The sequence below is a fragment of the Amycolatopsis sp. QT-25 genome, from assembly GCF_029369745.1.
In the GTDB taxonomy this organism is placed as follows: Bacteria; Actinomycetota; Actinomycetes; order Mycobacteriales; family Pseudonocardiaceae; genus Amycolatopsis.
The window spans coordinates 5,965,138-5,985,845 of sequence record NZ_CP120210.1; the positions used below are offsets into that span (position 1 = coordinate 5,965,138).

The window sequence follows — 20,708 nt, forward strand, 5'->3', positions numbered from 1 at the left end:
TCCATTGTGCGCGCAATTCGGCACCTGGTTGCGGTACTTGCGCGCGCAAGTACCGCAACCAGGTGCCGAATTGCGGAGTCAGCGGCGTTGGTCCTAGGGCCGCAGTCCGGCGATGAGCACACCGGCCATCCGGCGCGCGTTGTAGCGGGGGTCGCTGTCGGCGCCGATGCAGAGGTTCCCGACGCCGCGCAGGACTTCGAGCGCCTCCAGATCGGAGCGGATCTCGCCGGCCGCCGCGGCGGCGTCGAGCAACCGGGCGCACACCGGCAAGAGGGTGTCGAGAAAGTAGGCGTGCAGCGTCTCGAATCCGGCGTTGTCGGACTGCAGGACCGAAGCCAGACCGTGTTTGGTGACCAGGAAATCGACGAAGAGGTCGATCCAGCGCCGCAACGCCTCGTACGGGGAAGCGCTCGACGCCAGCAGTTCCGGCCCGGCTTCGGCACACGCGTCGACCTGGTGCCGGTAGACGGCGATGATGAGGTCGGCCCTGGTCGGGAAGTGCCGGTAGATCGTGCCCATCCCGACGCCCGCCTTGGCCGCGATATCGCGGACCGGTGCCTCGACACCCGAGGTGACGAAGACGGCGGCGGCCGCGTCGAGCAGCGTCTTCTCGTTACGCCGGGCGTCCGCGCGTTTGGCCTTGGTGCCTTCTCGAGCCATCACGCCACTCCTCCACCGCCGAGGTCGGGTAGCCATCCGGGACACTGCCGCACAGGGTTAACGGAGCAAGGTTCCGCTTGACCATCTTGCCATCGAGTTCATCGTCGTGCACCGCCGACACTCAGGCGAGCAAGTGGTCCAGCCCGGCCCGGACGCGGGCGAGGTCTTCACTGTATTTGAGCACCGAGCCGAGCGTCCGCGCGGCGGCCGCGGCGTCCAATGCGGACATTCCGAGGGCGAGGAGCGCCCGGGCCCAGTCGAGGGATTCCGCGACCCCGGGCGGTTTCAGCAACTCCATCGCCCGGAGCCGCCGCACCGCCGTCGCGACCTGCGCGGCGAGCCCCTCGCCCAGGCCCGGGATCTTGCGGCGCAGGATCTCGATCTCCCGGCCGAGGTCCGGATGTTCGAGCCAGTGATAGAGACAGCGGCGCTTCAGCGCGTCGTGCACCTCCCGCGTCCGGTTGGAGGTGAGCACCACGAGCGGCGGATGTTCGGCGCGCACCTCGCCGAACTCGGGGATCGTCACCGCGTGCTCGTCGAGGAATTGCAGCAGGAAGGCTTCGAACTCGTCGTCGGCCCGGTCGATCTCGTCGACCAGCAGCACGCACGGCGCGGTCCGCAACGCCTTCAGCAGCGGCCGGGACAGCAGGAAACGTTCGGTGTAGAGGGACTGTTCGGCGGCCTCGACGTCGAGGCCGCCGTCACCGGAGGCTTCCAGCGCCCGCAAATGCAGCAGCTGACGGGGAAAGTCCCATTCGTACAGCGCCTGCGCCGCGTCGATCCCCTCGTGGCACTGGAGCCGGATGAGCGGCATGTCGAGCGCTTCGGCCAGCCCCAAGGCGAGCGAGGTCTTGCCGGTCCCCGGTTCGCCCTCGCAGAACAGCGGGCGACCGAGCGCCACGGCGAGGAAACCGGCCGTGGCGATGCCGTCGTCGGCGAGGTAGCCGACCGATTCGAGGGCTTCGGCCAGTTTCTCGGGCGATTCGACGGTCACGTGCCGATCGTATGCCTCGGCGAGCGCGAGATCAGCCTGGAAAGTCCTCGCGCCGGTCCACGTCGTGCCCGGTACCGAGGTCGCCGCATTCGACGAGCCGCAGGTCCCGGCGTCCCTTGAGCCAGTTTCGGGCGCCCTTGTCCCCGGACGCGCCCGCGACGATCTCCGGCCACCAGCGGCGGCCGAGTACGACGGGATGACCGGGAACGCCTTCGTAGGCGGCACGCGCGACCGTGTCCTCATCGGCCCCGGCGGCGACCCGGCCGACCACTTCGGCGCCGACCCCCGGCAGGTCCACGAGATGCACGACGACGGCTTCGGCGTCAGTGCCGGTGAGCGAGCTCAAGCCCGCGCGCAGTGACGCGCCCATTCCCGACGCCCAATCCTCGGCCACGACGGCGGCTTCGGGAGCGGGCAGGAGCGTGCGGACTTCCGCGGCCGAGGCACCCAGCACCACCCGGACCGGCGCGCAGCCCCCGTCGGTGAGCACCCGCAGCGCCCGGACGACGAACGGCTCGCCGTCGAGGACGGCCAGCGCTTTCGGCCCGCCGAAGCGGCGGCCTGCCCCGGCCGCGAGCAGCAGGCCGGCTACCTTAGCCATGCCGGGCTCTGGTGGGGGGCGCGGAGGCCAGATCGGTCTCGATGGCGCGCGCCGCCGCGAGCAGGGGCGGCAGCAGTTCCCGTTCGACCGACTCGCGAGTGGTGCGGCTGGCGTGGGTGGAGAGGTTGACGGCGGCCACGACCTTGCCCTGCCGGTCGCGGATCGGCGCGGCGATCGAGCGGAGGCCTTCTTCGAGTTCCTGGTCGACCATCGCGTAGCCCTGCTCATACACCTTGACCAGTTCGGCGAGTAGTTCCTCGGGCCGGCTTTTCGTGCGCGCGGTGAGCTTGTCGAGCTTCGCCCCGGCGAGGTGGTCCCGCAGGTCGGCGCCATCGAGCCCGGCCAGCAGCACGTGTCCCATCGAAGTCGCGTGGGCCGGGAAGCGGGTGCCGACGTTGATGCTCACGGTCATGATCCGCGAAATGGCCACGCGGGCGACGTAGACGATGTCCATGCCTTCGAGCACCGACACCGAACTCGACTCGTGCACCTCGGCGGAGAGTCGTTCCAGATGCGGCTGGGCGACCTCCGGCAGCGACAAACTCGACAGATACGAGTAGCCGAGTTCGAGGACCCGCGCGGTCAGCGAGAAGTACTTGCCGTCGGTGCGCACGTACCCCAGGTCGACGAGGGTGAGCAGGAATCGGCGGGCGGCCGCCCTGGTCAGCCCGGTGGACCGGGCGACGTCGCTCAGCGTGAGTTCCGCCGCGTCCGCGTCGAACGCCTTGATCACCGCCAGCCCGCGCTCGAGCGACTGGACATGATGCGCTCCGCGCTCGGTCACCTCGCCTTCGTCCATACGAGAACCCTAACCGCCTCCCTCTTCCCGGGCGGCAGGCTCACCGAGTTCGGCCAGTACCCGTTGGGCGACGGCGAACGCGGCGTTGGCGGCCGGGGCACCCGCGTAGACGGCGGTGTGGAGCAGGACCTCGGAGATCTCCTGCGCGGTGAGTCCATTGTGGACGGCGGCGCGGACGTGCATCGCGAGCTCGTCGTGAGCGTGCAACGCGGTGAGCGCGGCCAGGGTGACGCAACTGCGGGTCTTGCGGTCGAGCCCGTCACGCGCCCAGACCGACCCCCAGGCCCCCCGGGTGATGTAGTCCTGGAACGGGCGGCTGAACTCGGTGGTGCGGGCGACCGCCCGGTCGACGTGCGCGTCCCCGAGGACTTCGCGGCGCACCTTCATGCCGGTCTCGTAGGTGTCGTCGGTCATCGGGCGGCCTCCAGGTGTTCGAGGATCAACGCGGTGAACCGCTCCGGCTGTTCGAAACTCCCCAGATGCGCGGCGCCTTCGACGACCTCCAGCCGCGCGTCCGGGATGCCGCCCGCGATCACCTCGGCGTGCTCGACCGGGGTGGCCGGATCGTCGGCCCCGGCGATGACCAGGGTTCGCGCCGCGATCCCGGGCAGTTCGTCGACGAGGTCCATCCGTTCGATGGCCGCGCAGGACGCCGCGTACCCCTCGGCGGGAACGCTCGCGATCATCTCGCGCAGGTACCCGGCCCGGTCGGGGTGGGCGGCGGCGTAGTCGGCGGTCAGCCAGCGGCCGACTCCGGCCTCGGCGATCGCGGCGGTGCCGTTCTCCCGGACCGTCTTCGCCCTGTCCGCCCACATGCCCGGCGGCCCGAGTTTCGCGGACGTGCAGCACAGCACGAGGCTCCGGATCCGGTCCGGCACGTGCACGCCCAGCCACATCCCGGTCATCCCGCCGAGCGAGAGGCCGACGACGTGGGCGCGTTCGGCATCGTGCTCGTCGAGCAGTGCGAGCAAATCACCGCCGAGATCCGCGAGCGTGTACGGCCCCGGCGGGACCGGGGAGGCGCCGTGCCCGCGGGTGTCGTAGCGGATCACCCGGAAACCCCGCGCCACCAACGGTTTCACCTGCGGTTCCCACATGCGGTGATCGCTGCCGAGCGATCCGCTGAGCACCACGGCCGGGCCGTCCGCGGGCCCTTCCGCGACGCTGTGCACCGTCACCGGTTCAGACATCGAAGAACACCGTCTCCCCCTCGCCCTGCAACCGGATGTCGAACCGGTAACCGTCGCCGATCTCGGTGGCGACCAAGGTGCCCCGGCGGGCTTCCGGCACCGAGGCCAGCACCGGATCCGCGGAGTTGTCGTTGTCCTCGAAGTAGATCCGGGTGACCACCCGGTGCAGGAGGCCGCGGGCGAGCACCGAGACGTCGATGTGCGGCGCCTGCGTGCTGCCCGCCGGGCCGGGCAGCGGACCGGGCATGATCGTCCGGATCTCGTAGTGGCCGCCCGGGTCGGTGGGACAGCGTCCGAAGCCCCGGAACCCGCTCGCGACCGCTCCGCGCGGGTCGTCGGGGTGGTCGAACCGTCCGTCGGCGTCGGCCTGCCACGTCTCGATCATGGCGTCCGGGACCGGTTCGCCCGCACCGTCGAGGACGCGGCCGTGGATGCGGATCGCGGCCGGTTCGCCCGCGGGGACGACGTCCGGGCCGTCCGGCCAGGGCAGGCCGATGGACAGGTACGGGCCGACGGTCTGGGAAGGCGTCGTCTCCGGCATCAGTGCTCGTCCTCCTCGTCTTCGAAGACCGAAGCCGCGCGGCCGCGCACGACGATGTCGAACTGGAAGGCCAGCGCCCACTCGGCTTCGGTGCGATCGAGGTCGAACCGGGCGATCATCCGCTGCCGCGCCTTCTCGTCCGGGATGGAGTTGAAGATGGGGTCCTGCGAGAACAGCGGGTCTTCCGGGAAGTACATCTGGGTGACCAGCCGCTGGGTGAACGCGGTGCCGAACACGGAGAAGTGGATGTGCGCCGGCCGCCAGGCGTTGTCGTGGTTCTTCCACGGATACGCGCCCGGTTTGATGGTGGTGAAGGTGTAGCGCCCTGCGGAGTCGGTGAGCGTCCGGCCCGCGCCGTCGAAGTTGGGGTCGAGCGGCGACGGCCAGCGGTCGCCGGTGTGCCGGTACCGGCCGCCCGCGTTCGCCTGCCAGATCTCCACCAGCGAATCCCGGATCGGCCGCCCGTCACCGTCGAGCAGCCGCCCGGTGACGATGATCCGCTGGCCCTGCGGCTCCCCCGCGTGCCCCCGGGTGAGGTCGTTGTCGAACTCGCCGATCCGGCCCGGCCCCAGCGCCGGCCCGGTGACCTCGGTCAGCAACTGCGGGAGCACGATCAGCGGTTCCTTGGGGTGCCGCAGCGCCGTCGACCGGTAGCCGGCGTGGTCGAGCGGCGGATGCGTGCCCTCCGGATCGCGCCGGTAGCGCGGGAGCCTCAGTTCTGCGGGTGCGGACATGGCTGTTCCCTCCAGCGCGGATCAGTGGATCACTGGGCTTCGAGCACGACGGCCAGCCCCTGGCCGACGCCGATGCAGATGGTGGCCAGCCCCCACCGGCCACCGCTGCGGCGCAGGTGCTGGGCCAGGGTGCCGAGGATGCGGCCGCCGGAGGCGCCCAGCGGATGCCCGATCGCGATCGCGCCACCGTTCACGTTGACGATCTCCGGGTCGAGCTTCGGCCAGTCCCGCAGGCAGGCCAGCGACTGCGCGGCGAAGGCCTCGTTCAGTTCGACGGCCGCCAGGTCTTCCCAGCCGATTCCGGCCCGCTCCAGGGCGATCTCGGCCGCGCGCACCGGGCCGATGCCGAAGACGTCGGGGTCGACACCCGCCGCGCCACGGCCGGCGATCCGGGCCAGCGGCGCCTTGCCGAGCCTCTTCCCGGCCGCCTCGTCACCGAGCAGCAACGCGGAGGCGCCGTCGTTCAGCGGCGACGCGTTCGCCGCCGTGACCGTCCCTTGTGGACGGAAGACGGGTTTGAGCTTCGCGAGCTTCTCCGGGCTGGAATCCGGCCGGATGCCTTCGTCGCGAGTGAGTTCGACGCCTTCGACGGGGACGACGTGGTCGTCGTAGAACCCCTCGTCCCAGGCGCGGGCGGCGTTGAGGTGACTGCGGACGGCGAACGCGTCCTGCTCGTCGCGGCCGATGCCGTAGCGCTCGGCAAGCTGTTCGGTGGACTCGCCGAGCGACACCGTCCACTGTCCGGGCATCTTCGGGTTGACCATGCGCCAGCCCAGCGCGGTGGAGTGCAGCGTCTGATTGCCCGCCGGAAAGGCCTTCTCCGGCTTCTGCATGACCAGCGGCGAACGGCTCATCGATTCCACCCCGCCGGCGACGGCGAGGGAGGCGTCGCCGACCTGGACCGACCGGCTGGCCTGCATGACCGCGTCGAGGCCGGAGCCGCACAACCGGTTCACCGTGGCGCCCGGCACCGTCGTCGGCCAGCCCGCCAGCAGCGTCGCCATCCGCGCGACGTTGCGGTTGTCCTCACCCGCGCCGTTGGCGTCGCCGAGCACGACCTCGTCGACGGTGGCCGGGTCGAGGTCGTTGCGTTCGGCCAGCGCCCGCAGCACGGTGGCGGCGAGGTCGTCCGGACGGACCCCGGACAGGGCGCCGCCGTATTTGCCGAACGGGGTACGGATGGCGTCGAACAGGAAGACGTCGGTCATGCGCTCGCCCTTTTGAGGTCTCGGAGGATGCGGAGTTCCGCCTCGGTCGGCGCCGGGGTCGCCCCCAGGTCGCCGGACACCTTCAGTTTCCACCCGGTCGCCTCGACGACCTGACCGACCTCGACGCCGGGGTGCAGTTCGGTGAGGGTGAGTTCGGCGGTCTCCGGGTCGGGCCGCAGCAGGCCGAGGTCGGTGACCACGAGCGTCGGCCCGGCGCCGGGGAGGCCGAGGCGCTCGCGGTCGCCCTTGCCGGTGCCGTGCCCGAACGACGTCACGAAGTCGACCTTCTCGACGAACGTGCGGGTGCTCTGCCGGAGTACCACGAACACCTCGCGGCAGGACGCGGCGATCTCCGGCGCACCGCCCGCCCCGGGGAGGCGCACCTTGGGGTTGGTGTAGTCCGGGCCGATGACGGTGGTGTTGATGTTGCCGAACTTGTCCAGCTGGGCGGCCCCGAGGAAGCCGACGTCGATCCGGCCGGGCTGGAGCCAGTAGTTGAAGACCTCGGGGACGCTGACCACGGCGTCCGCGGTGTCGGCGAGTTCACCGTCGCCGATGGACAACGGGAGCCTGGTCGGTTTGGCGCCGAGGCAGCCGGATTCGTAGATCAGCGTGAGGTTCGGCGCGTGCCCGCGGCGGGCGAGGTTGGCGGCCGTGCTGGGCAGGCCGATGCCCACGAAACAGGACATCCCGTCGCCGAGCGCGCGAGCGGCGGCGACGCTCATCATCTCGTCCGAGGTGTACTCGGTCATGCCTTCACTCCCGTCAGCTCGTCGAGCCAGCGGGTGAAGCTCTCCCTGTCCCGGCCGATCCCGTCCCATGCCTGGTAGGCGTCGTTGTCCCGTTCGTAGTACCCCGCCGCGTACGACGGCTTCGCGCCACCGGGAACCTCGGCGACGGCGGTGACCGCCCACGACGGCAGCACGATCGCGCCCGGCCGGGGTTCCAGCTCGTCCACGATCTCCTCGACGGTGACCAGCGAGCGCTTCGCCGCGAGCACCGCCTCCTTCTGCACGCCCGTGATGCCCCAGATCTGGACGTTGCCGGACCGGTCCGCCCGCTGGGCGTGCACGATCGTGACGTCCGGGTTGAGCGCGGGGACGGCGGCGAGCCGCTCACCGGTGAACGGGCAGGTGATGGGTTTGATCGTGTCGGTCCGGGAGGGCAGGTCGGTGCCGGTGTAGCCGCGCAGGACGGCGAACGGCAGTCCCGACGCGCCGGCGACGTACCGATTCGCCATGCCCGCGTGACTGTGTTCCTCTATCTCCAGGGGGACCGGCCACGCGTGTTGCACCGCGTCACGGAAGCGGTGCAGCGAACCGACACCGGGGTTGCCGCCCCACGAGAAGACCAGCTTGCTCGCGCAGCCGGCGCCGATGAGCTGGTCGTAGACGATGTCCGGGGTCATGCGGACCAGCGTCAGTCCGGTCCGGCGCTGACGGATGATCTCGTGGCCCGCGGCGACCGGGATGAGGTGCGTGAAGCCCTCGAGCGCGACGGTGTCCCCGTCACGTACCAGCCGCGCCACGGCCTCGTTCAACGACAGCAGCTCCGCCATCCCCACTCCCGGATTGTTCGTATGGCGCACATGTGTTCTTCATATGAACATAGCACAACCGGTCTGGTCTGGCACTGTCCCGGCTCGGTGAATTCCGATTTCCCGGGAACGAGGTCACCGGCTTCGCCGACGCGAGGAGGTCCACGCGAGAGTGGACAAGCTCGTGCCGTACAACACCGAAGAAGAGAGAAAAAGTGCGGCGCGCTTCCTGAGAAGGCGAAGCTGTCCTTCCTCTCCCACCAGGAGGTCGCCGATCTCCTCTGGTCCCCGCGACGGGGAAGCGCCTCACTCGCTTCGGGGATTCTCGCCTTTGGGATGCCACCCGTCGCCCACTAGGCTGAGGGGGTGACCTCGACGATCGTGGTGACCCGGTGGATCCCCGACGAAGCACTGAAAGTGCTCGACGAAACCGGGGAGGTGAAACTGTCGCGTGCCGACCGGCCCCTGACACCGGGCGAACTGCGCGAGTTCGTCCGAGGCTCGTCCGCGATCGTCGGCATGCTGCACGACCGGATCGACGGCGAGGTCGCCGACGCGGCGGGCCCCGAGCTGAAGGTCGTGGCGAACGTGGCCGTCGGCTACGACAACATCGACGTCCCGGCGCTGGCCGGACGCGGGATCACCGTCACCAACACCCCCGGTGTGCTCACCGACGCCACCGCGGATCTGGCGTTCGGGCTGATCCTCGCGGTCACGCGGCGGCTCGGCGAGGGCGAACGACTGCTCCGCACGCGCACCCCGTGGTCGTTCCACCTGGGTTTCCTGCTCGGCTCCTCCTTGCGGGACAAGACCCTCGGGATCGTCGGACTCGGCCAGATCGGGCAGGCGGTCGCGCGGCGGGCGCTCGGTTTCGGTATGCGGATCGTCTACTCAGGACGGTCGCGGGCCGCCGAGGACGTCGAGAAGGCCTTGGGCGCGAAGTATCTCCCCTTCGGCGAGCTGCTGGAAAGCTCCGACGTCGTTTCGCTGCACTGCCCGCTGACGCCGGAAACCCGGCACCTCATCGACGCGGCCGCGCTGGGCTCGATGAAACCGGGCGCGTACCTCATCAACACCACGCGCGGTCCCGTCGTCCACGAAGCCGCGCTGGCGGACGCGCTCGAAGCCGGGGAGATCGCCGGAGCGGGCCTCGACGTCTTCGAAGCCGAACCCGACGTCGAGCCCCGCCTGCTCGACCGCGAAAACGTCGTCTTGTCGCCTCACCTCGGATCGGCGACGGTCGAAACCCGAACTGCCATGGCCGTGCTCGCGGCCGAGAACGTCGCGTCGGTGCTCGCCGGCGGGAACCCGCTGACGGAGGTTCGCCCATGACTCGCGTGGTCATCGCGCCCGACAAGTTCAAGGGAAGCTTGACCGCGGTCGAGGCCGCGGAGGCGATCGCCCACGGCGTCCGCGACGCGTTGCCCGAGGCCGAGGTCTCCTCCTGCCCGGTCGCCGACGGCGGCGAAGGAACGCTCGACGTCCTCGTCGCGGCAGGTGGCCGCCTGGTCGAACTCCCGGTCCGCGGTCCGCTCGACGACACCGTCGACGCGCGCTACGTGACCCTCGACGGAACGGCCTACATCGAATCGGCCCGCGCGTGCGGGATCGAGTTCGTCGAGCCGAGCCCGGAGGTGGCGCTCGCCGCGCACACCTGGGGCGTCGGCGAACTTCTCGCCCACGCGCTCGACAACGGCGCGCGACGGCTGGTGCTGACCGTCGGCGGAACGGCGAGCACCGACGGCGGCGCCGGGATGCTGGCCGCGTTGGGCGCCGGGGTCTTCGACGCGTTCGGCTCGCCGGTGGGGCTCGGCGGCGGCACGCTGGGCCGCGTCGCGCTGGCCGAACTCGGCCCGGTGCGGGACCGGCTCGGCTCCGTCGAGGTCGCCGTGGCCACCGACGTGACGAATCCGCTGCTCGGCGCCCGCGGCGCCGCCGCGGTCTTCGGCCCGCAGAAGGGCGCGGGCCCGCGCGAGGTCGAGCTACTGGACGAGGCACTGGCGCGCTGGGCACAGGCGTTGCGGAACGCCGGGACCCAGGACGTCGCCGACCTCGCCGGAGCGGGTGCGGGCGGCGGGGTCGCCGCGGGCGCGATCGCGGGACTCGGCGCGAGCGTCGAGTCCGGTTTCCGGCTCATCGCCGGGCTCACCGGCGTCGCCGACGCCATTAAACGCGCCGACCTCGTCATCACCGGCGAGGGTTCGCTGGACGAACAAAGTCTCGACGGCAAGGCACCGGCGGGCATCGCGGCCCGCGCACAGGAACACGCGGTGCCGCTGCTGATGCTGGCCGGGCGGATCCAGCTGGACCGGCGCCAGCTCGCCGGCCTCGGGGTCGTGGGCAGCGCCGCCCTGATCGACCACGCGCCCTCACTCGACCACGCGCGTGCGCACGCGGCGGACCTCCTGCGCGAGCGGGCCGGCGAACTGGTTCGCGCCTGGGCCCGCGGTTAAGCACACTGCGGCGGCTTCGGGGCGCCGCGAACGCCACCTTTGCGACGCTGGCGGTCCCAAAGTGGTTTTCGCGGCAGCATCGTCAGAAGTCGACCGGCGCCTTGCCCCGGCTCGGCGAAGTCGGTTCAGCTGCCAGCCTGGGGCTCAGCCTGCGGAAGGATGGCGAAGGCGACTTCGCCGGTTTCGTCCTGCTGGACGTCGAGCACCTTGTCGTCGAGCAGCTCGGCCGCTTCCGCCTCCAAGAAGACCTTCGGGCCGCCGTCGGCGCCGAGCACCTGGTCGCCGCTTTCGGGTTCGGGAGCGACGGAAACCGCGAGCTGGGGGTTGTCCGTTTGCCGGGAGTGGATCGCGAACCGCAGCCCGCCTCCGTCTTGCCCGTTTTCCTGCCCGGTCAGTGCCGTGATCGCCTCGGCGGCGGCTTCGGTGACTGTCAGCATCTCTGCCCTTCCTTCGTCGCGGTCTTGCGCTTGGCGGGCCACGTCAGGAGATCCCGATCCGGCTCGCCGGCTGAGCGAAGATCATTTTTCGCCGACGTCGGGCACCTCCTCGGCCAGCCGCATGGCGTGCGACTCACCCTCGCGGATCTCCCTGGGGGTGGTTCCGAACCGGTCGGCCGCGCTCCAGTGCTCGGGCGGCTCGACACCCTCTTCGAGTGGATCGACGCGAAGTTCGTCCTCGTCGAGCGCCTCACTGGGATTCAGCGTTTCCGGCTCCGCGCTTTCTCGGTCGCTCATCGGCCACTCCCTCTTGGTCGGACGTCTTCCGGGACGTGCTGTACTCGACCCGGTCTTGGTGGCTTACCCGACGTCTCCGCAGGCCAAACAGCGACGCTGTCGCAGGGATCACAGCTTCTCAGGTAGTTCATTAGCTTCACAAGTTTGTGAAACAAGGAGTAGCGTCGTCGGTATGACCACCAGGTGGGCGCCAGGGCACCGGGTCCTCCGGCGCGCGCCGGAACGGCACCACGAACTCGGCAACCATGCCGTTTGGTACGTCGTCGCCGGGGTCGCCGCCACCGGCCTGCAAGCCGTGCTGTTCCTTTTCCTCCAGCCGGTTCTCGGTTCCCAGGTGGCCAATCTGGTCGCACTCGCGATCACCACCGTGGGGAACACCGAGTTCCACCGCCGGGTCACCTTCGCCGGCCGCGAGAGCAACGCGGGCAAGCGGCACTTCCAGGACCTGATGACGTTCGCCTTCTACGCCGTGTACGGCTCGACCGTGCTCGCGTCCCTCGATGCGGTGATCACCGAGCCGACCGCGCTCGAGCAGACAGGTGCCTTGCTCGCGGCCAGTGTCGTGGGCGGCACCGCGCGCTTCGCGGTCCTTCGCTGGTGGGTCTTCACGCGCCGGAGCGCCTAGGCTTCGCCGCGTGACAGAGATCAACGGACCGCACGACGGTGGTGCGGAACCCGACTACCGATTCACCCTCGCCAACGAACGCACTTTCCTCGCCTGGCTCCGGACGGCTCTGGGCCTGCTCGCGGGCGGCGTCGCCGTCCATCACCTGGTTCCCGATCCGAACGCGCTGAGCACCGTCCTCGCGGGAATGTGCGTCGTATTGGCCGCCGTACTCGCGGCGAGCGCGTATCCGCGCTGGCGGCGAGTGCAGACCGCGATGCGTGCGGGGCGGCCGCTGCCGAAGAGCGGGATGCTGATCCTGCTGAGCACCGGAATCCTCGCGATCACGCTGACGGCCGCGGTGCTGGTGGTCTTCTCGTGAACGCCGCCGATCACGGAGCGCAAGCGGAACGGACCGGACTGGCCTGGCGCCGGACCGCGCTCGCGGCTACTGCCTGCACACTCCTGCTCCTGCACAGCGCGGCCCGGCGAGGCTGGGGCACGACGGTCGTCCCGGTCGCGTTCGCGGGCGCCATGGTGATCACCCTCGTCGCCGCCGGGGCGTTCCGTGAACGAGCACTGCGCCGTCCGGGCACCCCGAAATCTCTTGACCCGCTCCTTGCCGTCACAACGTCGGCACTCGTCGTAGCGACCGCCGTCGCCCTGATCGCGGTGCGCTGAGCGGCGCGCACATCCGGCGATCCCGGAGCCTCTTTCCGGGACGCGGAGTCTCGGTTGTATTAAGCCGACTCCGGCGAATGGGCTATCTCTAGTTGAAATCTTTACTGCCGTCCGATCGACGCCTACGATTACGCTGCGTCGCAACGGCGGTGGATGAGGCTGATCTTACGGAGCATCTGCCGCCCTCAATAGTTACGGAGTGTTGACCCCTCGACGGCGACGGTCGCCGGGTCGGCCGGGGAGGACGACCATGCAAGCAACTTCGAGCGCGTCCAGAACCGTCACCCCCGATGCGGTCCCCGGATACACGACTCCGGAGAACCTGCCTCGACCGGGCGGACGGCTGACGAAGGAGGATCTCGATCCCCTCGTCAAGGACGCGGGCGACGGTGATCCCGCCGCGATCCAGTCCCTGCTGCGGATGATCGGGCCGGTCGTCGTCCGGTACTGCCGCGCCAGGATGGGCGGGCGCGACCTGTCCTACCTGTCGGCGGACGACGTCGCGCAGGAAGTGTGCATGGCCGTGCTGAAGGCACTGCCCGGCTACCAGGACCGCGGCGGTTCGTTCCTCTATCTCGTGCACGCCATCGCGGCCAACAAGGTCGCCGACGCCTACCGCGCGGTCTCCCGTGACCGGTCGGAGCCGGTACCGGAACTGCCGGAGCGGCCCATCGGCGACAACGAACCCGAGTCGCACGCCCTGCACCTGGACCTCGGTGCCCGGCTCAACCGCCTGCTCTCCACCCTGCCGCGGGTGCAGCAGGAGATCCTCGCCCTCCGCATCGCCGTCGGCCTCTCCGCCGCCGAAACCGCCGAGGCACTCGGGATCTCCGCCGGCAACGTGCGCGTGACGCAGCACCGCGCCCTGGTCCGCCTGCGCACGATGGTCAAGCAGGACGAGTTCTGAGCTTCATCCCTGCCGAAATCGCCGACCGGCGGCATGACCCCCGCGCCGCCCACCTTTCCTTCCCCGAGCCGCCCGGCGGTTCAGCGCCGCGACTCGATGAGGCCGACCGCGCCGAGCACTTTCGCGACCACCGACGGATCCGGCGCCGGCCGGCGCATCTCGCCACGCAACCGATCCCCGAGCGCGTCGGCGTGGGCACGCGCCTGCCGCGCCTGGGTCCGCGACTCCACCGCCCTGCGGTTCGCGGCGAAGGCGACGCGCACCGCCACCGCGGCGACCACGAGCGCGACCGTAGCGAGCACCAACGCCGCGATGATCATCCCCGGACCCGGCTCTCGACGAAAACGCCGTAGCAGGAGGGACAGATCAGCGCTCCGGCCCCGTGGTGGTCGGAGGTGGCGGCCAGGGCACTCGAACACGTCCCGCCACATCGGGCACAGCGATACTCCGCCGGGCGGGTCAGGGAATGCAGCCGGACACCGTGGAAGTCCGGGTAGGACTCGAGAATCGGCAGTGAACCCGTGCTGCTGTCGACCGCGGGCAGCCGGTCCTTCAGCGAACCGGGCTCTTTCTGCAGGGAGGAAGTCACGGCCCTTCGATACCCTTCCCCGCCCCCGCCAAACCGGTAGGGCACGTGGTGCTCGGCACATCCGGCCGGCTCACGCCCCTCCCGTTGCGGGGAGCCGGTAAGCGCGCTTCGCGGTGCCGTCGAAGAACTCGAGCCGCTCGGCGTCGCTCAGTGAGCCGGTCAGCGAGAACGCCGTGTCGACGACGACTTCGTACGCGGCGGCGAGTTCGCAGACCGGCCAGTCGGAGCCGAACATCAGCCGTGAAGCCCCGAAGGACTCCAGCACGTGCTCGGCCCACCGCGCCAGCTGCCCGACCTTCCACCGCGGCCAGTCCGCCTCGGTCACGAGCCCGGAAAGCTTGCAGTACACGTTGTCCAGCTCCCCCAGGGCCGCGACACCGTCCGCCCACGGCTGCCACTCGCCCGAGGCGATCGGCGGTTTCGCGGCGTGGTCGAGCACGAAAACCTGATGGGGCAACGCTTTCGCGGCGGCGAGGGCGGCGGGAAGCTGCGGTGGTTTCACCAGGAGGTCATACGCCAGCCCGGCCTCGCCGAGGACGGCGAGCCCACGCAGGACCTCGGGCCGTGTCAGCCACGACGGGTCCGGCTCGTCCTCCGCTTGATGCCGGATCCCCACCAGGGGCCCGGTGAACGAGGCCACGCGCTCGGCGACGCCGGGGGCGGTGAGGTCGGTCCAGCCGACGACACCCGCGATCAGCGGTTCGGCCTGAGCCGCGGCGAGGAACTCGCGTGTCTCCTCCTCCGACGAGACCGTCTGCACCAGCACGGTCCCCTTCACCCCCGCCGCCTTCGTCACCGCGCGAAGATCGTCCACTGTGTACGGACGGCGGACGGGGTCCAGCGCCTTCCCCGTCATCCACGGGTAGTCCCGCCGTGAAGGATCCCAAAGATGGTGGTGCGCGTCGATCACGACTGTCCTTCCGGTCGCAGCACGGTGTCCTCACGCAGCAGTCCCGCCCGGATCAGGTCCGTCCACAATTCGCGCGGCACCGGACGCCGGAACCGTTCGGCGTTGAGCCGCACCTGGCCGGGATCGTGCGCGCCGACGACGACGGACACCACCGCCGGATGCGCGGCGGGCAGGCTCAGGGCCGCCTGCGGGAGTTCGACTCCGTGCCGCGCGCAGACTTCGGCGATCCGCTGGGCACGCTCGACGAGTTCGGCCGGGGCCTCGGCGTAGTCGTACATCGTGCCGGGCGACGCGGTGGCGAGGATCCCGGCGTTGAACACGCCGCCCGCCACCACGTCCACCCCGCGTTCGACGCACAGCGGGAGGAGATCGTCGAGCGCGGGCTGGTCGAGCAGGGTGTAGCGGCCGGCCAGCAGAATCACGTCGAGATCGAACCGGCGAACGAACTCCGCGAGCATCGGCGCCTGGTTCATCCCGGCCCCGATGGCGTCGACGACGCCCTGCTCCCGCAATTCGAGCAGCGCCGGGAACGCACCGTCGACGGTGTCCTCGAAGTGTTCGTCCGGGTCGTGCACGTAGACGACGTCCACGCGGTCCAGCCCGAGCCGCTCCAAACTGTCCTCGAGCGACCGCAAAACCCCGTCGCGGCTGAAATCCCAGCGGCGTTCGTACGCCGCGGGGACGACGAAACCCTGCGAGTCGGTGCGCGAGGCACCGGCGGGATCCGGTTCCAGCACGCGGCCGACCTTGGTCGACACCACGAACTCCGCGCGATCGTAGAACGAAAGCGCCGCGCCCAGCCGCCGTTCCGACAGCCCGAGACCGTAGTGCGGGGCGGTGTCGAAGTACCGGACGCCTTCGTCCCACGCCTGCCGGACGGTCGCTTCGGCCGTCTCGTCGGTGATGGCGTGGTACAGGTTGCCCAGCTGCGCGCAGCCGAGCCCCAGCGGGGACAGGGAAATCGTCACGGAAGCTCCCACACCAGGCCGAGACCCGCATCGTTGCCCGAGTAGTCGTCCTCGACGTCGAGCAGTTCCGCCATCCGCGCCTGCCACGGGAGGTTGGCCGGATGATCGCGCAGGACCGCGCGCATCTTCGCGTAGTCCTCGACCTCCACCACGTGGAAGAGGTCGAGGCCGTCCCGCCAGATCCGCCACGAACGCACGCCCGCACCGCGCAGGGCTTCGTCCAGTCCAGGTGGGATGACGGCGTGGACCGACTCGTATTCGGCCTCCTTGCCCGGCTTCAGCCGGGTGTGGAGTGCCACTCTTTGCAGTGCGACACCGTGGGTCACCGCGCCTCCTCAGTTCGAAACATGGCACTCTGTCAACGCACACTCAAACATCCGAGGTCTTCGGGGAGGGCGGGGGAACATGCCGGTCACCGATGTCGCGATCGACAAGATCAAGGACATGATCATCTCCGGTGAGCTTGCTCCGGGCGACAGGCTGCCGAAGGAGGCCGAACTGGCCCAGCGGCTCGGCCTGTCCCGCAGCTCGCTGCGCGAAGCGGTGAAGGCGCTGTGCCTGATCCGCGTGCTCGACGTCCGCCAGGGCGACGGAACGTACGTCACCAGCCTCGAACCGAATCTCCTCCTCGACGCGATGACGTTCGTGGTGGACTTCCACCGGGACGACACCGTGCTGGACTTCCTCGCCGTCCGCCGGATCCTCGAACCGGCGGCGACGGCGATGGCCGCGATGCACATGAACGACGGGGACATCGCGGAACTGGGCCGCCTGCTCGACGAACTGGCCGACTCGCCGACGGTGGAGGCGCTGGTCGCGAACGACCTGCAATTCCACCGCAAGATCGCCGACGGCTCCGGCAATCCGGTGCTGTGCTCGCTGCTGGACAGCCTGTCCGGCCCCACCGCGCGCGCCCGCATCTGGCGCGGGCTCACGCAGGAGGGCGCGGTCGCGAAGACCCGCGAGCAGCACACGGCGATCTACGAGGCCATCGCCGCCCGCGAACCCGAACTCGCGCGTTCGTGGGCGACCGTGCACGTGGCGGGGGTGGAGCAATGGCTCCGCAACGCCCTCGGCACCGCCGACGACCCCACCACGGCGGCCGAAGCTTCCTGACACCGCATCCTCCCGAGGCTTCCGATAGCTCTGGCGCGTGCAATGAAGGGGCCTTTCATCGCGAAATTCGCCAGGAAAGGCCCCTTCCTCGCATCGGTGTATCACGTCTGGGCCTTCCCGACGGCAGAGCGCGAGACGATCACGCCGTGGATCGCCTTCAGCCATTCCCGGCGGCACCTGCGCGATCTGAAGCAGGATGGTGACCGTCTGCGGGAGCAGCACGCCGGTGAGCGCCCCGACCAGAGTGCCCTTCCCACCGTCCGGTGAGACACCGCCGATCACCGCAGCGGCGAACCCCCGAAGGATCGACCCGTCGCCCTGATCGGCGCCGAGCGCGGCCGGCACCCCGGCCACCACGAAGACACCCCGCGAGATCCGGTCGACGCGGATACCGGCGGCCCGCGCGGCTTCGCGGTCGCCTCCGATGGCGTACAGCGAGCGGCCGATCCGGTGGTACCGCAGGCCCGGCCCGAACACGGGGCACCGGGAACCCCTACCGCTGGACGGGGCCGCGCGGACGCAGCCCGTACATACCCCCGTCGACGGCGAGCGCGGTTCCGGTGGTCGACGCCGAAAGCGGACTGGCGAGGTACACGACGGCGTTCGCGACCTCGTCCGCGGTCACCAGCCTGCCCATCGGCTGACGGGCGGCCAGCGCGTCCCGTTCGGCCTCCGGATCGCCCGCGGCGTCGAGCAGCCTGCCGACCCACGGAGTGTCGGCGGTGCCGGGGCAGACGCAGTTGACCCGGATCCGGTCGGCGAGGTGGTCGGTCGCCATCGCCAGGGTCAGCGAGAGCACCGCGCCCTTGCTCGCCGAGTACAGCGCGCGGTCGGGCAGGCCGGCCCACGCGGCGATCGAGCAGGTGTTGACGATCGCGGCCGACGGCGAGTTCTTCAGCAGCGGCAACGCGGCCCGCGCCAGCCGCACCATGCCGACGACGTTGATGTCGAGCACGCGGTGCCACTCTTCGTCGCTGTTGGCGGTGACGTCGCCCTGTGCGCCGATCCCCGCGTTGTTGACCAGGACGTCGAGCCCGCCGAAACGCTCCGCGACCGCGTCGATCGCGGACCGGACCTCGTCGTCGGAACCGACGTCGCACCGGAATCCGGTCAGGCCTTCGGGAAGGTCGCCGGGATTCAGGTCGAGCACCGCGACCTTCGCCCCGCGCGAGGCGAGCAGATCCGCGGTGGCCCGGCCGATTCCCGACGCGCCTCCGCTGACGGCCGCGACGAGGCCTTCGAACTCACTCACTTGCTTGTCTCCGTCCATTCCGGACCGTCGGGGAAGGTGAACCGGCGCAGGGTCGCGTCGTGCATCCGTGCCGAGAAACCCGGTGCGGACGGGGCGACGTAGCGGCCGTCGATCACGGCGGCCGGGTCGGTGAAGTGCTCGTGGAGATGGTCGACCCATTCGATGGACCGGTCCACGTCGGAAGCGGACACGGCCACGTAGTCGAACATCGACAGGTGCCGCACGAGTTCGCACAGCCCGACGCCGCCGGCGTGCGGGCACACCGGGATCCCGAATTTGGCCGCCAGCAGCAGGATCGCCAGGTTCTCGGTGAACCCGCCGACCCTGGCGGCGTCCAGCTGCAGCACCGAGATCGCGCCCGCCTGCAGCAGTTGCTTGAACACCACGCGGTTCTGGACGTGCTCGCCGGTGGCCACCCGGATCGGGGCGAGCGCCTTGGCGATCGCGGCGTGCCCGAGCACGTCGTCCGGCGAGGTGGGCTCCTCGATCCAGTACGGGTCGTACGGTGCCAGGGCGGTCATCCAGGTGATCGCGGTCGAAACGTCCCATCGCTGGTTCGCGTCGACGGCGACCCGGATGTCCGGGCCGACGGTCTCGCGGGCGAGTTTCATCCGGCGGACGTCGTCCTCGAGGTTGCCGCCGACCTTCAGTTTGATCATCTCGAAGCCGTCCGCGACCGCCTGTTCGGCGAGCCGGACGAGTTTCGTGTCCGAGTAGCCGAGCCAGCCGGGGGAGGTGCTGTACGCGCGGTACCCGTCGCGTTCGATCCGGGCGATCCGTTCCGCACGGCCCGGTTCGGCGGCGCGAAGGATGTCGAGCGCTTCCTGCTCGGTCAGCGCGTCGGACAGATAGCGGAAGTCGACGAGGGAGACGAGGTCCTCGGGCGGCATCTCGGCGGCGAACCGCCACACGGGGAGCCCGGCGACGCGCGCGGCGAGGTCCCAGGCGGCGTTGACCACCGCGCCGATCGCCATGTGCGCGACCCCCTTTTCCGGGCCGAGCCACCGCAGTTGCGAGTCGCCGACCAGTGTCCTCGACAGGTCACCGAGTGCGGTGGCGCCGGTGGGGACCTCCCTGCCGACGACGTGCGGCTCCAGCGCGCGGATCGCCGCGGCCTGGACGTCGTTGCCGCGTCCGATGGTGAAGGCGAGTCCGTAGCCGTCCGGGCCGCCGTCGGTGTGCAGCACGACGTACGCGGCCGAGTAGTCCGGGTCCGGGTTCATGGCGTCCGAACCGTCCAGCTCCCGCGAGGTGGGGAAGCGGACGTCGAGCACCTCCATGCCCACGATCTTCGCCATCACGCCTGCCTGACAGTCTGGCGCTGGCGGCCGAGGCCGTCGATCTCGAGTTCGATGACGTCCCCTTCGCGCAGGTACGGCTTGGGGTCCGGCCGGCCGAGGGCGACGCCCTGCGGAGTACCGGTGTTGATGAGGTCACCGGGGCGCAGCACCATGAACCGGCTCAGGTAGTGCACGATCTCGGCGACCGGGAAGATCATGTCCTTCGTCGACGAGTCCTGTTTCTTCTCTCCGTTGACCCACAGCCGCAGGCCGAGTGCCTGCGGGTCGGCCACCTCGTCGGCGGTGACCAGCCACGGGCCGAGCGGGTTGAAGTTCTCGCACGACTTGCCCTTGTCCCACTGTCCGCCGCGTTCGAGCTGGAACTCGCGCTCGGACACGTCGTTCGAGATGGTGTAGCCGGCGACGTGTCCGAGGGCGTCTTCGACGCTTTCGAGGTAGCGCGCCGTCTTGCCGATGACCACGCCGAGCTCGACCTCCCAGTCGGTCTTGGTCGAACCGCGCGGCACGAGCACGTCGTCTTCCGGGCCGACGACGACGTCGGAGGCCTTCATGAAGACGACCGGCTCGGCCGGGACGGCGGCGCCGGACTCCTCGGCGTGCTGCCGGTAGTTGAGGCCGATGCAGACGACCTTGCCCGGCCGCGCGATCGGCGCGCCCACCCTGGCCCGCGCGGCTTCGGGACCGGCTTCGGGCAGCTCACCGGCGGCCAGCGCGGCCGCGACCCTGGCAACGCCGTCGCTCGCGAAGAAGCCGCCATCGAGGTCGGCGGTCAGCCCGGAGAGATCGCGCAGCGTGCCGTCTCCAGCACGTACGAACGGATGCTCACTTCCCGGTTCCCCGAGACGCAACAGCTGCACGGATTTTCCCTTCCGGTCGAACCGCCAACCCGCGACGGTTCCCACAGCGACGAACAGACATCCGATGTATAC

At 70.3% G+C, this 20,708-nt stretch carries 28 protein-coding genes and 2 pseudogenes; 8 read left to right on the forward strand and 22 right to left on the reverse strand.

The features are described from left to right. Positions 1–93: 93 nt before the first annotated feature. From P3102_RS27650 to P3102_RS27700, 11 genes are all read right to left on the reverse strand, one after another. The gene (locus P3102_RS27650) at positions 94–660 is read right to left on the reverse strand and encodes a TetR/AcrR family transcriptional regulator (protein ID WP_276362976.1); all 567 of its coding nucleotides are present in this window, start codon (positions 658–660) and stop codon (positions 94–96) included. 121 nt (positions 661–781) lie between these two features. Next, positions 782–1,654, reverse strand: a complete 873-nt coding sequence (locus P3102_RS27655) for a MoxR family ATPase (RefSeq protein ID WP_276362978.1) — start codon at positions 1,652–1,654, stop codon at positions 782–784. Positions 1,655–1,685: 31 nt separating this feature from the next. After that, on the reverse strand, positions 1,686–2,255 hold the full coding sequence (locus tag P3102_RS27660; RefSeq protein ID WP_276362979.1) for a nucleotidyltransferase family protein: 570 nt from the start codon (positions 2,253–2,255) through the stop codon (positions 1,686–1,688). Beyond that, positions 2,248–3,054 carry an IclR family transcriptional regulator C-terminal domain-containing protein gene (locus P3102_RS27665; RefSeq protein WP_276362981.1) on the reverse strand — a complete coding sequence of 269 codons (807 nt, stop codon included), beginning with the start codon at positions 3,052–3,054 and terminating at the stop codon, positions 2,248–2,250. Before P3102_RS27665 ends, P3102_RS27660 begins: the two co-directional genes overlap by 8 nt. A gap of 9 nt (positions 3,055–3,063) precedes the next feature. Beyond that, positions 3,064–3,468, reverse strand: coding sequence for a 4-carboxymuconolactone decarboxylase (gene pcaC / locus P3102_RS27670; RefSeq protein WP_276362982.1), 405 nt, complete (start codon positions 3,466–3,468; stop codon positions 3,064–3,066). Further along, positions 3,465–4,244, reverse strand: a complete 780-nt coding sequence (gene pcaD / locus P3102_RS27675; protein WP_276362984.1) for a 3-oxoadipate enol-lactonase — start codon at positions 4,242–4,244, stop codon at positions 3,465–3,467. Before pcaD ends, pcaC begins: the two co-directional genes overlap by 4 nt. Further along, the gene (gene pcaG, locus P3102_RS27680; RefSeq protein ID WP_276362985.1) at positions 4,237–4,785 is read right to left on the reverse strand and encodes a protocatechuate 3,4-dioxygenase subunit alpha; all 549 of its coding nucleotides are present in this window, start codon (positions 4,783–4,785) and stop codon (positions 4,237–4,239) included. The genes pcaD and pcaG overlap by 8 nt, the downstream gene beginning before the upstream one ends. Beyond that, a complete protein-coding gene (gene pcaH / locus P3102_RS27685; RefSeq protein ID WP_276362987.1) occupies positions 4,785–5,519 on the reverse strand; it encodes a protocatechuate 3,4-dioxygenase subunit beta in 735 nt (244 codons plus the stop codon). The genes pcaG and pcaH overlap by 1 nt, the downstream gene beginning before the upstream one ends. A 29-nt stretch (positions 5,520–5,548) precedes the next feature. Further along, positions 5,549–6,727 carry a thiolase family protein gene (locus tag P3102_RS27690; protein ID WP_276362988.1) on the reverse strand — a complete coding sequence of 393 codons (1,179 nt, stop codon included), beginning with the start codon at positions 6,725–6,727 and terminating at the stop codon, positions 5,549–5,551. Continuing rightward, on the reverse strand, positions 6,724–7,479 hold the full coding sequence (locus P3102_RS27695; protein ID WP_276362990.1) for a CoA-transferase subunit beta: 756 nt from the start codon (positions 7,477–7,479) through the stop codon (positions 6,724–6,726). Before P3102_RS27695 ends, P3102_RS27690 begins: the two co-directional genes overlap by 4 nt. After that, the gene (locus P3102_RS27700) at positions 7,476–8,285 is read right to left on the reverse strand and encodes a CoA transferase subunit A (protein WP_276362991.1); all 810 of its coding nucleotides are present in this window, start codon (positions 8,283–8,285) and stop codon (positions 7,476–7,478) included. The genes P3102_RS27695 and P3102_RS27700 overlap by 4 nt, the downstream gene beginning before the upstream one ends. Positions 8,286–8,630: 345 nt before the next feature. On the opposite strand from P3102_RS27700, the gene P3102_RS27705 reads away from it, so the two are divergent. Both P3102_RS27705 and P3102_RS27710 read left to right on the forward strand, forming a co-directional pair. After that, on the forward strand, positions 8,631–9,596 hold the full coding sequence (locus P3102_RS27705) for a D-glycerate dehydrogenase (protein WP_276362993.1): 966 nt from the start codon (positions 8,631–8,633) through the stop codon (positions 9,594–9,596). Next, on the forward strand, positions 9,593–10,717 hold the full coding sequence (locus P3102_RS27710; protein ID WP_276362994.1) for a glycerate kinase: 1,125 nt from the start codon (positions 9,593–9,595) through the stop codon (positions 10,715–10,717). The genes P3102_RS27705 and P3102_RS27710 overlap by 4 nt, the downstream gene beginning before the upstream one ends. A 125-nt stretch (positions 10,718–10,842) precedes the next feature. Here P3102_RS27710 and P3102_RS27715 read toward each other — a convergent pair whose 3' ends face one another. Together P3102_RS27715 and P3102_RS27720 are read right to left on the reverse strand one after the other, a co-directional pair. Further along, complete coding sequence (locus P3102_RS27715; protein WP_276362996.1) at positions 10,843–11,154, reverse strand: iron-sulfur cluster biosynthesis protein; 312 nt, start codon at positions 11,152–11,154, stop codon at positions 10,843–10,845. 96 nt (positions 11,155–11,250) lie between these two features. Further along, a pseudogene (locus P3102_RS27720) lies at positions 11,251–11,451 on the reverse strand (hypothetical protein); the annotation flags it as partial. 172 nt (positions 11,452–11,623) lie between these two features. Between P3102_RS27720 and P3102_RS27725 the strand changes: the two are divergent. The 4 genes from P3102_RS27725 to shbA all read left to right on the forward strand — a co-directional run bounded on the left by P3102_RS27725 (position 11,624) and on the right by shbA (position 13,643). Beyond that, positions 11,624–12,076, forward strand: a complete 453-nt coding sequence (locus P3102_RS27725; RefSeq protein ID WP_276362999.1) for a GtrA family protein — start codon at positions 11,624–11,626, stop codon at positions 12,074–12,076. 10 nt (positions 12,077–12,086) lie between these two features. After that, on the forward strand, positions 12,087–12,437 hold the full coding sequence (locus P3102_RS27730) for a DUF202 domain-containing protein (RefSeq protein ID WP_276363000.1): 351 nt from the start codon (positions 12,087–12,089) through the stop codon (positions 12,435–12,437). Continuing rightward, the gene (locus P3102_RS27735; RefSeq protein ID WP_276363002.1) at positions 12,434–12,736 is read left to right on the forward strand and encodes a DUF202 domain-containing protein; all 303 of its coding nucleotides are present in this window, start codon (positions 12,434–12,436) and stop codon (positions 12,734–12,736) included. Before P3102_RS27730 ends, P3102_RS27735 begins: the two co-directional genes overlap by 4 nt. A gap of 250 nt (positions 12,737–12,986) precedes the next feature. Continuing rightward, positions 12,987–13,643, forward strand: a complete 657-nt coding sequence (gene shbA, locus P3102_RS27740) for an RNA polymerase sigma factor ShbA (RefSeq protein ID WP_276363003.1) — start codon at positions 12,987–12,989, stop codon at positions 13,641–13,643. An 80-nt stretch (positions 13,644–13,723) separates the two neighbouring features. On the opposite strand, the gene P3102_RS27745 is transcribed toward shbA, so the two are convergent. From P3102_RS27745 to P3102_RS27765, 5 genes are all read right to left on the reverse strand, one after another. Continuing rightward, positions 13,724–13,963 (reverse strand): hypothetical protein, encoded by a 240-nt coding sequence (locus tag P3102_RS27745; protein WP_276363005.1) that lies wholly within the window; start codon positions 13,961–13,963, stop codon positions 13,724–13,726. After that, complete coding sequence (locus P3102_RS27750; RefSeq protein WP_276363006.1) at positions 13,960–14,232, reverse strand: hypothetical protein; 273 nt, start codon at positions 14,230–14,232, stop codon at positions 13,960–13,962. Before P3102_RS27750 ends, P3102_RS27745 begins: the two co-directional genes overlap by 4 nt. A gap of 70 nt (positions 14,233–14,302) precedes the next feature. Continuing rightward, on the reverse strand, positions 14,303–15,142 hold the full coding sequence (locus P3102_RS27755) for an amidohydrolase family protein (protein WP_276363008.1): 840 nt from the start codon (positions 15,140–15,142) through the stop codon (positions 14,303–14,305). Beyond that, positions 15,139–16,110, reverse strand: coding sequence for an aldo/keto reductase (locus P3102_RS27760; RefSeq protein ID WP_276363009.1), 972 nt, complete (start codon positions 16,108–16,110; stop codon positions 15,139–15,141). The genes P3102_RS27755 and P3102_RS27760 overlap by 4 nt, the downstream gene beginning before the upstream one ends. Then, positions 16,107–16,436: an L-rhamnose mutarotase gene (locus tag P3102_RS27765; protein WP_276363011.1), complete on the reverse strand. Its 330-nt coding sequence runs from the start codon at positions 16,434–16,436 to the stop codon at positions 16,107–16,109. The genes P3102_RS27760 and P3102_RS27765 overlap by 4 nt, the downstream gene beginning before the upstream one ends. 79 nt (positions 16,437–16,515) lie before the next feature. Between P3102_RS27765 and P3102_RS27770 the strand changes: the two genes are divergently transcribed. Both P3102_RS27770 and P3102_RS27775 read left to right on the forward strand, forming a co-directional pair. Further along, positions 16,516–17,226, forward strand: coding sequence for a FadR/GntR family transcriptional regulator (locus P3102_RS27770; protein WP_276363013.1), 711 nt, complete (start codon positions 16,516–16,518; stop codon positions 17,224–17,226). 96 nt (positions 17,227–17,322) lie between these two features. Further along, positions 17,323–17,493: a hypothetical protein gene (locus P3102_RS27775; RefSeq protein ID WP_276363014.1), complete on the forward strand. Its 171-nt coding sequence runs from the start codon at positions 17,323–17,325 to the stop codon at positions 17,491–17,493. Here P3102_RS27775 and P3102_RS37860 read toward each other — a convergent pair. From P3102_RS37860 to P3102_RS27790, 4 genes and pseudogenes are all read right to left on the reverse strand, one after another. Continuing rightward, positions 17,455–17,703: pseudogene (locus P3102_RS37860) on the reverse strand (ABC transporter permease); the annotation flags it as partial. The gene P3102_RS27775 and the pseudogene P3102_RS37860 sit on opposite strands and share 39 nt — an antisense overlap. Positions 17,704–17,719: 16 nt before the next feature. Continuing rightward, positions 17,720–18,478: an SDR family oxidoreductase gene (locus P3102_RS27780; RefSeq protein ID WP_276363016.1), complete on the reverse strand. Its 759-nt coding sequence runs from the start codon at positions 18,476–18,478 to the stop codon at positions 17,720–17,722. Further along, on the reverse strand, positions 18,475–19,776 hold the full coding sequence (locus P3102_RS27785; RefSeq protein ID WP_276363017.1) for an enolase C-terminal domain-like protein: 1,302 nt from the start codon (positions 19,774–19,776) through the stop codon (positions 18,475–18,477). The genes P3102_RS27780 and P3102_RS27785 overlap by 4 nt, the downstream gene beginning before the upstream one ends. After that, on the reverse strand, positions 19,776–20,636 hold the full coding sequence (locus P3102_RS27790; protein ID WP_276363018.1) for a fumarylacetoacetate hydrolase family protein: 861 nt from the start codon (positions 20,634–20,636) through the stop codon (positions 19,776–19,778). Before P3102_RS27790 ends, P3102_RS27785 begins: the two co-directional genes overlap by 1 nt. Between the last annotated feature and the right edge of the window lie 72 nt (positions 20,637–20,708).